The 12004-nt window shown below is 43.5% G+C and carries 12 protein-coding genes; 1 reads left to right on the forward strand and 11 read right to left on the reverse strand.

The window, feature by feature from the left end; all coding sequences use genetic code 11:
• Window positions 1-6 precede the first annotated feature (6 nt).
• Complete coding sequence (locus LI074_RS04600) at window positions 7-2652, forward strand: ABC transporter permease (RefSeq protein WP_173698124.1); 2646 nt, start codon at window positions 7-9, stop codon at window positions 2650-2652.
• Between the two features lie 79 nt (window positions 2653-2731).
• On the opposite strand, the gene LI074_RS04605 is transcribed toward LI074_RS04600, so the two are convergent.
• The 11 genes from LI074_RS04605 to LI074_RS04655 form a co-directional block, all read right to left on the reverse strand.
• Entirely contained in the window at window positions 2732-3592 is an 861-nt protein-coding gene (locus LI074_RS04605) for an urease accessory protein UreD (RefSeq protein WP_243868807.1), read from the reverse strand.
• A 12-nt stretch (window positions 3593-3604) separates the two neighbouring features.
• Window positions 3605-4213, reverse strand: a complete 609-nt coding sequence (ureG, locus tag LI074_RS04610) for an urease accessory protein UreG (protein ID WP_008705089.1) — start codon at window positions 4211-4213, stop codon at window positions 3605-3607.
• A 21-nt stretch (window positions 4214-4234) separates the two neighbouring features.
• On the reverse strand, window positions 4235-4927 hold the full coding sequence (locus LI074_RS04615; protein ID WP_055153858.1) for an urease accessory protein UreF: 693 nt from the start codon (window positions 4925-4927) through the stop codon (window positions 4235-4237).
• Window positions 4928-4945: 18 nt separating this feature from the next.
• Entirely contained in the window at window positions 4946-5422 is a 477-nt protein-coding gene (locus LI074_RS04620) for an urease accessory protein UreE (RefSeq protein WP_019163037.1), read from the reverse strand.
• Between the two features lie 20 nt (window positions 5423-5442).
• A complete protein-coding gene (locus LI074_RS04625) occupies window positions 5443-5949 on the reverse strand; it encodes an AmiS/UreI family transporter (RefSeq protein ID WP_008705095.1) in 507 nt (168 codons plus the stop codon).
• Window positions 5950-6121: 172 nt separating this feature from the next.
• On the reverse strand, window positions 6122-7843 hold the full coding sequence (gene ureB / locus LI074_RS04630; RefSeq protein ID WP_008705097.1) for an urease subunit beta: 1722 nt from the start codon (window positions 7841-7843) through the stop codon (window positions 6122-6124).
• Between the two features lie 12 nt (window positions 7844-7855).
• Window positions 7856-8215: an urease subunit beta gene (ureB, locus tag LI074_RS04635; protein ID WP_195480774.1), complete on the reverse strand. Its 360-nt coding sequence runs from the start codon at window positions 8213-8215 to the stop codon at window positions 7856-7858.
• A 14-nt stretch (window positions 8216-8229) separates the two neighbouring features.
• The gene (ureA, locus tag LI074_RS04640) at window positions 8230-8532 is read right to left on the reverse strand and encodes an urease subunit gamma (protein WP_008705098.1); all 303 of its coding nucleotides are present in this window, start codon (window positions 8530-8532) and stop codon (window positions 8230-8232) included.
• A gap of 384 nt (window positions 8533-8916) precedes the next feature.
• Window positions 8917-9639: an amino acid ABC transporter ATP-binding protein gene (locus tag LI074_RS04645; protein ID WP_055058812.1), complete on the reverse strand. Its 723-nt coding sequence runs from the start codon at window positions 9637-9639 to the stop codon at window positions 8917-8919.
• Window positions 9632-11113, reverse strand: a complete 1482-nt coding sequence (locus LI074_RS04650) for an ABC transporter permease subunit (RefSeq protein ID WP_081026552.1) — start codon at window positions 11111-11113, stop codon at window positions 9632-9634. The genes LI074_RS04645 and LI074_RS04650 overlap by 8 nt, the downstream gene beginning before the upstream one ends.
• Window positions 11114-11137: 24 nt before the next feature.
• Window positions 11138-11974, reverse strand: coding sequence for a sugar phosphate isomerase/epimerase family protein (locus LI074_RS04655; protein ID WP_055058823.1), 837 nt, complete (start codon window positions 11972-11974; stop codon window positions 11138-11140).
• Window positions 11975-12004: the final 30 nt, after the last annotated feature.

Below are 12004 nucleotides of genomic sequence, written 5' to 3' on the forward strand. Positions count from 1 at the left end.
GCTACGATGAATGTCAAAAACAGAAAATGTATTCGAAAGCTCAGCTTAAAATCTCTTTATGCGAACCGTCGCCGCAATCTGATCGCTATTTTTGCCATTGCGCTGACAACGCTGCTATTTACGTCCATGTTCACCATTGTCTTGTCACTGAACGCCAGCTATGAAACCTACCAGTTTCGGCAGGTAGGCGGCTATGCACACGGCACCTTTAAGGATGTTTCCCCCGAGCAGGCGGAACGCATCGCTGCCCACCCAAAGGTGAAGGCTGCGGGGATACGGAAGGTAATCGGTATCACTGCGGAGGGGGTCTTTGCCAAAGTACCGGCAGAGATCAGCTACATGGATGCCAACTGCACTAAATGGAGCTATGCAACCCCTACTACCGGACGGATGCCCGAAAGCGGCAAAGAGGTAGCCATGGATACGGCAGCGTTGCAGCTGCTTGGCGTAACGCCGGAGCTGGGCGCCGAGGTCACGGTTTCCTATTCCATTACGGACAAGGATCAAACCGCCTTTACTGTAACAGATACCTTTACGCTGGTGGGCTATTGGGACTATGATGAACTAATGCCTGTTCATTACATCAACATCAGCCGTGATTACGCAGATGACATCGAAGCGCAGGCAGTGAAAACAGGTTTACAGCCTTTCCGCACCGATTTGAATGTCATGCTGACCTCCGGCACAAACATTCAAGGGCAGATGGAGCAGGTGGATACCGATCTTGGCTACACATGGGACAGCTATACTGATCCCAACAGCGTCCGGATCGGCGTCAACTGGGGATATACCTCATCCCAGCTGGAGTCGCAGCTCGATCCAGAGCTGATGATCGCCATAGCAGCTTTTTTGCTGCTGGTGATTTTCACGGGGTATCTTATCATCTATAACATTTTTCAGATCTCTGTTGCAGGGGACATCCGGTTTTACGGACTTCTGAAAACCATTGGCACAACGCCCCGGCAGCTCAAACGCATCATTCGCCAGCAGGCACTTCTGCTTTGTCTGATCGGCATTCCGGCGGGGCTGCTGCTGGGCTACGGCATCGGCGCTGTTTTGGTGCCTGTTGTCTTGCACTCCATCCAGTTGAATACAGGCATCACCACCATCAGCACTTCGCCTGTGATCTTCCTTGGTTCTATGCTGTTCGCCTTGTTGACGGTGCTTTTGTCCTGTTCCAAGCCCGGAAAAATGGCAGCCAAGGTCTCTCCGGTGGAGGCTACCAAATATACGGATGTGATGCAGACCAAGAAAAAACGGCGCAGCATCCGAGGAGCAAAGCTCCATCAGATGGCCTTTGCCAATCTGGGACGAAACAAGAAAAAGACGGTACTGGTGGTGTTGTCTCTGGCACTGTCGGTGACACTGTTCAATGCGCTGTGTGCCTTTGTGGGCGGCTTCAGCATGGAGAAGTATGTATCCTCCATGACCTGCGCCGATTTTATCGTCAGCACTCCCGACTATTTTCGTTATAACCCAGCAGATGAATTCATCACGCCAGAACAGATCGGAGAGATCGCAGCAAACACAAAGGCCAGTCTTTCCGGCACGGGATATGCTGTGCGAAAACCCGCATATCTGTGGATGACGGAGGATGCTCTGCGGCAGGACTATGCAAGGTACGAAAGCGCCGAGCAGTTGGACAGCCATATGAGCCGCATGGAGCACCGGGGCAATATGGTGATGGGAGATACCAGAATCGAGGCTCTGGATAACAGTCTGTTTGACAAGCTGCAAGTGCTCGACGGAGATATTTCTCCTATGCTGGAGCCGGACAATAACGCCATTGCCATTGCGGTTTCCTTAGATGACTACGGTAATCTGCTCAATCCTGAATACTACCCCAAGGTGGGAGACACGATCACGGCTACCTATGCGGATGATGTGAAATATATCGACAGCCGCACTGGAAAACTCCGCACCGAAGATACACCGGAGGAGTACCGTCAGAAAAAACTGTATGGAGCCAGAGATGTAGAGTACACGGTCTGCGCCTTGGTAGAACTTCCGAATTCCATGAGTTATCGTTATAGCGGCGTTGGCTATGATGCAGTTTTGTCTGTGGACACCGCACAGAGGGACAGCGGTGGTGCAGCCATTCCGATGCTCTACCTGTTCGACACAGCGGACGAAGCGGACGAGGCCGAAGCAGAGCAATATCTATCGAAGCTCACTGCCGGTGAGTTTTCGCCCTTGATGTATGAAAGCAAGGCCACGGCTCGCTCTGAATTTGCTCAGTTCCGGCAGATGTTTCTTCTGATAGGTGGTATCCTCTGTGCTATCATCGGGCTGGTGGGACTCTTAAATTTCTTCAACGCCATGATGACCGGTATTCTTTCCCGCCGCCGTGAATTTGCTGTGCTTCAGGCTGTAGGAATGACGAACCGGCAGCTCAAAACCATGCTGATCTACGAGGGATTGTTTTACGCAATGTCCTCCGTAGCAGTGGCCTTTATTCTGTCGCTGGCGGTGGGACCTCTTGCAGGAAAAATGCTGGGCAGTATGTTCTGGTTCTTTGAGTATCAATTCACCATTCTGCCTGTCCTGCTGACAATTCCGGTATTTCTTCTGCTGGGGTGGCTGATTCCTTGCATGATGTATGACAACGCAGCGAAATGCAGCGTTGTAGAGCAATTAAGGGATGCTCAATGATTCTCCGCCTGCGGCGGGTCGCCTCAGCGACATAATTTTATACATCAGCACAAAAAATGGCGGGATTTCCCGCCATTTTTTATATTTGTTCTGTTTCGTATAACTTCTTGATTTTTTCCGCTACCTGTTGCAGTTTCTGAGCACGATAACCGAAGATTCTCAACGCCAGATCTCCGGCTGTGAGACGGGTAACACCTCCATCTATTTCCGAATCTTCATCAAGGATCTGCCAGATTTTTTCCTGAAGTTCCAGATTGATTGCTGAATCTGCTGACTTTACACTCCCGGATTCCTGACTGCAACTTTCACCATCTCTGCTGCAGATCTTAGAAAGAAACAGGTTTGCCATATGTGTGTAACCCTCGTACATTCCGATTCCTTCCATGGGCATTTTGTCCGGTTCGTAGCGGGTATTGTCGCGATAGATGAGTTTATCCCCTCTGTACAGCAGGACTTTTGAGGAGAATCTGCGGTACTGAAAACGTTCGTCATGAGCGTTTCGACCACAAGAGATGATCTCCAGCAGGAATAAACGGGAGGTTTCGTCTTCCAGATGGATAGTCATTTTGCTGTCAAAGGCTGACTGTGCGAAAGGAATCACCGGCTGGGGATAATAGTATAATGTAGCGTTTTTGTCTACCTGTACTTCGATGGTCCGGGTGGCTGAGCCTTCGTCCATTTTGTGGATTTTCTCAAAGGACTGGGACAGGACTTCCAGATCTGCGCCTTCCTTTACATGATAGGAAAATTCCTGGGAATCGCCTGCCATAATTCCTGCGGAAGCACAGAGCGGCATAATCTGGATCCCACCGTTTTCTTTTTCGAAAGGCATCATGATCTTGTATGGTGCTGTAAAAGACAGATCTTCCAGAATAGTCCTTCCGTCTTTTAAGGCTGCGCAGGCGCTGATGCGGGATATCTTTCCGAATTTGTTATCCATAGGCATTTTCCTTTACATTCCTTCCAGGAGTACGTTTTTCTTGATCCACTCTACCACTTTATCTACATTCTCATCTCCGCGGATATTTGTAAACTGGAATGGTCTGTCACCACGCATTTTTTTGGAGTCTCTTTCCATTACTTCGAGACTTGCACCTACATATGGAGCCAGGTCTATCTTATTAATTACAAGAAGATCAGAACGTGTGATTCCAGGACCGCCTTTACGCGGAATCTTATCACCTTCTGCTACGTCGATAACGAAGATGGTTGCATCTACCAGCTCCGGACTGAATGTTGCAGACAGATTATCTCCGCCGCTTTCGATGAAAAGAAGTTCAATATCAGGGAAGCGTTCCATCATCTCATCTACTGCTTCCAGATTCATGGAAGCATCTTCACGGATGGCTGTGTGAGGGCATCCGCCTGTCTCTACACCAATAATTCTTTCTACAGGAAGAACGCTGTTCTTTGCAAGGAACTGGGCATCTTCTTTTGTGTAGATATCATTTGTGATGACACCAATACTGTAATCCTTTGCCATCTTTCTTGACAGTGCTTCAATAAGTGCTGTTTTTCCGGAACCTACCGGTCCGGCAACTCCGATTTTTACGTATGACATACCGATTTCCTCTTTTCTTTCTTACGACATATATAATCTGGAATACAGCTTCTCGTGCTGGATTCCTCTGATATCAAATCCAGGTGCAGAGAGACATAAGTCCTCCTCGCTTCTGTTCATGATATCCTTTAATATCTCATCAAACTCACCATAACATCCGCTCAGAAGCTGCTGCCCGGATGTCTGGCTGAGTGGAATTGTTTTTACGCAGTTGGTGACGATTGCAGATGTCTGTGCGTATAGATAATGCGTCAGCGCTTCTTCCAGAGAAATCTGCATTTCCGCACAAAAAACTCCGTAAATACAGCAATGATTTACTGCTTTTCCCTTTCTCGCATCCAGATATTCTCTGAAAATCCCTGTTTCACTGATGGAAAGCCCTAGCTTTTCAATGGTTTTTGCGAAACGGGAACCCATTTTTCTGGCGGCTTCTCTCTGTTCCATAGGAATTCTGGATGCTTCCAGAAGTTCTTCCAGGTACAGAAGTTCCTGCAGGTCTTTTTTCTCTGCGGCTTCGTATGCAAGTCTGGCTGCCAGAAGTTCTGTATATGCAAGATTCCATTTGATTTTGTGAGTAATATACTCTCTGGCTGTGTCTGCATCGTGGACAATTCCACGCTGAATATAAGTTTCAAGTCCCTGGGAATGGGAATATCCTCCGATGGGAAACAGCGCATCATTTACCTGTAAAAGATAGAACTGTTTTTCTGACATGAAGAACCTCCGTTGTTATTAATGATGATGATTATGAATACTTGCAGAAATTCTCCTGTCAAAGTCCAGCTTCAGCACTTCTTTCTCCGCCTGAACTCCATGGATTTTCTGAAGCATAACAAGCATTGGCTCGTTATAGATCGTGATAAACGTATCATTCTCTCCCCAGAAAAGCGGTGCATGTCTGTTTCCGATTTCGTAGCAGACTTTTGCAGACATTTTCTCATGTCCCGGAGTCAAAGAAACACGGATAACTTCGCATGGCGGTGTATTTACCACTACAAGCTTCTCATCATCTGCGTAGATCACATCATCCTGATACAGACCTCTGGCGAGAATGGAATCGTCCATGCGGATTCCCACTTCTGTTCCTTTGTCTGTTATTTTTTTATGTATTTTCTTAAATGCTTCGTGCCATTCAATATCTACATATTCTATTGTTTTTCCTGTAGTATCAAAATCATGAAGCTTTCCTAAAACCTGTTCACACAGCATTATTTTCGACCTCCTGAATCTTACCAAATCTGAAGTAACATCATAACTCCAGGAACCCATGCAGTTACGATTCCTTCAAATACCTGAAGATATGGAACGAATTTTCCCAGTTTTTTTCCGCAGATATCTTCTACGAAAGCAGTTCCCCAGAGAATTGCCCACAGATACCAGATTGCTGCCCAACGCAGATCCGGTGTGATTCCCAGTGCAGTGCTTCCTGTAAATCCCTCGATTGTACCAAAGATTACCGCATTGATGGCTACAAAAGTAGAAAACCATGCAAATGGAATCGGGCTTGCTTTCAGGAATTTACTCAGAGCTACGAAAAGATAGGTAAAGCAGAACAGTAATCCTGTTCCTGCTGCATAATAATTGCCCTGCACCAGATTGACAAAGTTAATAAATAAAGAAAGACCACCTGTAAAGATGTTCATAATGGCGGTTGATTTTCCGTCTACATTGTATAAAGAACACATACCATTGTTGATCAGTACGATTCCTACGAATAAAAGACAAACTCCTAACATAATATTCTCTCCTCTCCTGCCTTTTCAGTATATTTTTCTGTTAAATCTGACAGGACTGTCATTATATTGTTTGGTAAGTTCTTATAAAAGTTCTCACAAAACTCCATAAATAACAGTCCTGCGAATATCATTTTTATGATCAGATAACCAGAATGTAATGGTTTAAAGTTGTTTAGAACAGACTGTAAAGCTGTGTCAGCGGAAGTTTCTCTGCCGGTTTGGAAGTGATCTCTTCGCCGTCAACAGTAACCTTATATGTCTCCGGATCTACAGTCAGTTCCGGTGTTCTGTCGTTAAATACCATATCTTTTTTGCTTATATTTCTGCATCCCTTTACAGGTACTACAGTTTTCTCAAGACCGTATTTCTCTTTTACATTTTCATCCATGGCAGCCTGGGATACAAAGGTCAGGCAGGCTTCATTCTTAGCTTTTCCATGTGCAGCAAACATTGGCTGATAGAGAACCGGCTGTGTAGTCGGAATGGACGCATTTGCATCACCCATCTTAGATGCAATAATCATACCGCCTTTGATGATGATATCCGGTTTTGCGCCAAAGAATACTGGATTCCAGAGAACGAGGTCTGCAAATTTACCTTCTTCCACAGAGCCCACATACTGGGAAATACCGTGTGTGATCGCCGGGTTGATGGTATATTTGGAGATATAACGTTTTACACGGAAGTTGTCATTGTCATGTCCTGCATCTTCCGGAAGTGCACCTCTCTCATCTTTCATCTTACTTGCTGTCTGCCAGGTACGTGTGATAACCTCACCTACACGTCCCATAGCCTGAGAGTCAGAGCTCATCATACTGAAGATACCCATATCATGAAGAACATCCTCTGCTGCGATTGTCTCCGGACGGATTCGGGAATCTGCAAATGCAACATCTTCCGGGATTCTCTTGTCAAGATGATGGCAGACCATAAGCATATCCAGATGCTCATCCAAAGTGTTTACTGTATATGGCATTGTAGGGTTTGTGGAGGATGGCAGTACGTTCGGAGCTGCTGCTGCGCGGATGATATCCGGTGCATGTCCACCGCCTGCACCCTCCGTATGATAAGTATGGATAGTTCTGCCGCCGATGGCTGCAAGTGTATCTTCCACGCATCCACCTTCATTTAATGTATCTGTATGGATGGCAACCTGTACATCATATTCATCTGCCACATTCAGACAGTGATTGATAACTGCAGGTGTTGCACCCCAGTCCTCATGAATCTTCAGTCCCATAGCTCCGGCCTTAACCTGCTCAATGAGAGGAGCTTCGTCTGAACAGTTACCTTTTCCAAGGAAACCTAAGTTCATCGGGTATTCCTCGGCTGCCTTTAACATCATTTTTAAGTTCCATGGTCCAGGTGTACAGGTAGTCGCATTTGTACCGTCTGCAGGGCCTGTACCACCACCGATCATAGTAGTTACACCGCTGTATAATGCACAGTCAATCTGCTGCGGACTGATGAAATGGATATGGGTATCAATTCCACCTGCAGTTACGATCATTCCCTCTCCTGCAAGTGCTTCTGTAGATGCACCCACTGTCATTCCGGGTGTCACACCATCCATGATATCCGGGTTTCCGGCTTTACCGATTCCTGCGATTTTGCCGTCTTTGATACCGATATCTGCTTTTACGATTCCTGTAGAGTCTACGATCAATGCATTGGTAATTACCAGATCCAGATCTCCGTCTTTACTGCAGGTTTTTACAGACTGTCCCATACCGTCACGGATTGTCTTGCCGCCGCCGAACTTTACTTCGTCTCCATAGGTTGTATAATCTTTTTCTACCTCGATCACAAGGCTTGTATCTGCCAGACGTACCTTATCTCCTGTAGTCGGGCCATACATTGCCGCATATTTGCTTCCGGAAATTTTTGTACTCATTATTGTCCCTCCTTACAGAAATCCTTTTAATTTCGCAGTTTCCATGGATGCTGCTTTTGTATCGTCAGTTGCCTGGGCGCGGGTGAGATCATTCAGTCCGAATACTCTCTGTCTGCCGCCTATTTCTGTAAGCTGAACCTCTTTTTCTTCACCCGGCTCAAATCTTACAGATGTTCCTGAAGGAATGTCCAGATGATATCCATAGGCTTTTTCCCTGTCAAAAGAAAGGCATTTATTTACTTCAAAGAAGTGAAAATGAGAACCGACCTGAACCGGTCTGTCGCCTTTGTTTGCCACTGTTACTGTCACTGTTTTCTTGCCTTCATTAAGTGTGATCTCACGATCTGCGGCCATAATTTCACCGATCTTCATGCTCATTCTCCTCCTTACTGAATTGGATTATGTACTGTCACAAGCTTGGTTCCATCCGGGAATGTTGCCTCTACCTGAACTTCACCGATCATATCAGCAACACCATCCATTACGTCATCCTTTGTAAGAATCTTGGTTCCAAGCTGCATCAGCTCTACTACTGTTTTACCATCTCTTGCAAGCTCCAGGAGTTCAGAACTGATATACGCAAGTGCCTCCACGTAATTCAGTTTCAGACCTCTTTCCTTTCTCTCTTTTGCAAGATTTCCTGCCATATGAAGCATTAATTTTTCCTGTTCTTTGGGATTCAGCCTCATGATATTCCTCCTCTCGAATTGTGCGGATTATAATATGCAAAAATCTGTTACTGTTCACTCCGTTCTCAGTAACGTAGCCAAAATTCATTCCAGATTGCCTGCGGCAATGGAATTTTGGCTTGTATGTCTCGGGATTTTGGCGTATTCATGCCAAAACACCTCGCGGGATAGTGGTGTGTGAACAGTAATAAAAATCCTCGCAGTACACAAAAAAGAGCAGGCAATGGGATTCTTTCTCAGACCCCATTGTCTGCTCTTTGTACGAAAATTTTTATATAGGGGATTATAACTTGTGTTTCTTTGATGGTCAAGATGTTTTTTGTGAATTTTTTGTTTTTTACATTACACCAACCATAACACTATCTTCTTTTTGTAACTCGAATTTTATAAAACTTTCGCAAGAAATTCTTTCGTTCTCTTATGTTGTGGCTTTTCAAATACTTCTTCTGGAGAACCGTCTTCTAATATAGCTCCCTGATCAAAAAACAATACCCTGTCACTCACTTCTCTGGCAAATCCCATTTCATGGGTAACTATAAGCATTGTAATTCCCTCTCCTGCCAATTTCTTCATTACATCAAGTACTTCTCCTACCATTTCAGGATCTAATGCTGAAGTTGGTTCATCAAATAAAAGAATTTCAGGATTCATAGCCAGTGCTCTTATAATCGCAACCCTTTGTTTTTGACCTCCGGAAAGCTTTGATGGATAAGACAGTGCTTTCTTCTCCAACCCAATTCTTTTTAACAGTCCTATTGCTTTTTCATCCGCTTCTTCTTTTTTCCATTTTCCTAATCTTACAGGTGCAAGAGTTATATTTTTCAGCACTGTCATGTTTGGAAATAAATTGAAATGCTGAAATACCATTCCTACATTTTCTCGATATTTATCAATATCTTTCCTTTTTTCCAGAATGCGCTCCCCTTCTATAATAATTTCTCCTTCATCTGGTACCTCCAGAAGATTCAGGCATCTCAAAAAAGTAGATTTTCCAGATCCTGAAGGGCCAATAATACAGACACATTCACCTTTTCGTATTTCTATATTAATACCCTTGAGAACCTGCACATTTCCAAAAGATTTTTTCAGATTATGTACACTAATCACTTTGTCTCATTCTCCTTTCCATCTTTTCGAGAAATATAGAGAGTATTTTCACAATCAGATAATACATAATTCCAGCAGTTATCAATGGTATAAACATCTGATAGGTTCTTGATGAAACATAACTAGAAGCTTTGGTAAGATCCATAATACCTACATATCCCAAAATGGAAGTTTCCTTAATCAACTGTATAAATTCATTTCCCATTGCAGGCAGAATATTTTTTAAAGCCTGTGGAATAATAATAAATCTCATTGTATCTTTATATCCAAGTCCCAGAGATCTTCCGGCTTCCTGCTGTCCTTTATCAACTGCCATAATTCCGGCACGTATCACCTCAGACACGTAGGCACCACTGTTAATCCCGAAGCTCACAACTGCTGCCACATATCCCAACCGGCTATGAAAGACAGCAAAATACACGATCATCAATTGTAATACCGAAGGGGTTCCACGAATCACATCTACATATATATGGATAATCCTCGACAATACAGTTTCTTTTTTCTTACGATCGGCATTCAATTTTATCATTGCTGCCATTAATCCAATCACAGTTCCCAAAAGTACTGACATGATTGAAACCAGGAGCGTAACCTGTAGTCCATTCAGGTAATATTTCCAACGGTTATCCTGCAGAAAAATAAATTTGAAAGTTCCAATTATTCCTGTGTTATCTGCTATCTGAACTTGCGTTGTATCATTTTCTCCTGAGAAAAATTTTTCATAAATCTGGTCATATTCTCCATTATCTTTTAACTTTTTCAGTCCCTTATTTACTGTATTTAAAAGTTCTGTATTTCCTTTTTCAATACAATACACTGTATCCTCTTCCGTTCCATCCACTTTCTGATAAACAATATCATCATTCTGTCTGCAGTAAATCTCTGCCATAATAGTATCAATTAAGACAGCATTTACACCTCCGTTTTTCAGTTCCATTACTGCACTTGCAGCGTTTTTAAAGCGGACAACTGTTGCATTTTCAACAACACCATAGTCTGTATTCTCTCCGGATACAATGAAATCACTCTGGGATCCTTCCAAAACTGCTACTCTTTTCCCGGATAATCCAGCAAAATCATACAAAGGTGTTTTCTGACTGCTTACAATACTCTGGGATCCCGTATAATAAACATCCGAAAAATCTACACTTTTTTCCCTTTCTTTTGTTGGTCCTATCGCTGCCGCAATAATTTGAATATTTCCGGTTTCCATAGAACCAACCAAAGAATCAAAGGGCATATCTTTCCATTCCAATTCCAGATTTTCTTCTTGGGCAATTGCTTCCAGAAGTTCATAATCAAAACCCGTGAGATTTCCATCACTGTCCAGATATTCAAACGGTGCATATTCTGCATTCGTTCCGACAGTTATCTTTTCCTTAGCATAGACACTCTGCGTTCTACATGCACATAAGAAAAACAGAGTAAGCATGATGCATGAAAAAATTTTTATTCTCATTTTATCACTCATAGCTGGTCTCCTATAATGTGAGTTTTAGCGTATAAATGTTTCATATGCTTTCATATTCTGTTTATCTGCCCTAGCCGGATCTTTAAAATAGTCAAATTCTGTAATTTCCTGTCCCAGATATCCCTTATATCCATGACGATTGATTGCCTTCAGAAACTCCTCAAGATTATGCGTTCCATCCCCCCAAATCAGATGACCATAAGGATTTCCATCAATAAAATGCATGTGGATAATATCATCTCCAAGTATATCAAACCATTGATCAATTGTTTCACCGGCAACTCCCATTGCTGTGGTATCAATCATCGCTTTCAGATTTGGATGATTTACTTCATCCAGCATTCTTTTTACATCATATACCGTAGTAGCAAGGTTGGATTCCTGCGGACGAAGAGATTCCATTGCCAGTCGGATATTTTTTGTTTTGGCATATTCTGCCAGAACAGACAGCATTTCCCTTGAACGTTTCCAGGCTTCCTCCCTGTCTTCATTCCAATATCCCCATCCTGAATTGATTGCCATTGTTTCTACACCCAATTCTTCACCGGCATCCAGAGCTTTCTTAAAATATGCCATACTTTTTTCAAACTGCTCTTTTTCCTGTGCAGCGAACTGATATTGGTATGTACAATTTTCCGGTGTAATCACCTTCACAGTCAAATCTCTTTCATCAAGAAGTTTTCTGACATGTTTACAGTCAGAATATTCTATATAGCTTAAAAAGAAATGCGGTGTTCCAGGCCATAACTCAATTGTTTTAAATCCGGCTTCTTTTTGTGCATCAAGAAAATATTCCAATGAATAAAATAAATAATGAATATTCATACCTGCCAATTGTTCTCTGTTGATTAATTTCTCCATTTTATCCTCCATGCTTTCTTCTGTTACCTG

The sequence above is a fragment of the Blautia sp. MSK18_10 genome, from assembly GCF_020553185.1.
Taxonomy (GTDB): Bacteria; Bacillota; Clostridia; order Lachnospirales; family Lachnospiraceae; genus Blautia_A; species Blautia_A wexlerae.

What these genes read in the sequence shown, in the direction of transcription:
- LI074_RS04655 (WP_055058823.1), bottom strand. Translation starts at nt 11,974, where the DNA reads ATGGAGAAATTAATCAACAGAGAACAATTGGCAGGTATGAATATTCAT.
- LI074_RS04605 (WP_243868807.1), bottom strand. Translation starts at nt 3,592, where the DNA reads ATGGATAACAAATTCGGAAAGATATCCCGCATCAGCGCCTGCGCAGCC.
- LI074_RS04620 (WP_019163037.1), bottom strand. Translation starts at nt 5,422, where the DNA reads ATGCTGTGTGAACAGGTTTTAGGAAAGCTTCATGATTTTGATACTACA.
- ureB (WP_195480774.1), bottom strand. Translation starts at nt 8,215, where the DNA reads ATGAAGATCGGTGAAATTATGGCCGCAGATCGTGAGATCACACTTAAT.
- ureB (WP_008705097.1), bottom strand. Translation starts at nt 7,843, where the DNA reads ATGAGTACAAAAATTTCCGGAAGCAAATATGCGGCAATGTATGGCCCG.
- LI074_RS04650 (WP_081026552.1), bottom strand. Translation starts at nt 11,113, where the DNA reads ATGAGTGATAAAATGAGAATAAAAATTTTTTCATGCATCATGCTTACT.
- ureA (WP_008705098.1), bottom strand. Translation starts at nt 8,532, where the DNA reads ATGAGGCTGAATCCCAAAGAACAGGAAAAATTAATGCTTCATATGGCA.
- ureG (WP_008705089.1), bottom strand. Translation starts at nt 4,213, where the DNA reads ATGTCATACGTAAAAATCGGAGTTGCCGGACCGGTAGGTTCCGGAAAA.
- LI074_RS04615 (WP_055153858.1), bottom strand. Translation starts at nt 4,927, where the DNA reads ATGTCAGAAAAACAGTTCTATCTTTTACAGGTAAATGATGCGCTGTTT.
- LI074_RS04625 (WP_008705095.1), bottom strand. Translation starts at nt 5,949, where the DNA reads ATGTTAGGAGTTTGTCTTTTATTCGTAGGAATCGTACTGATCAACAAT.
- LI074_RS04600 (WP_173698124.1), top strand. Translation starts at nt 7, where the DNA reads ATGAATGTCAAAAACAGAAAATGTATTCGAAAGCTCAGCTTAAAATCT.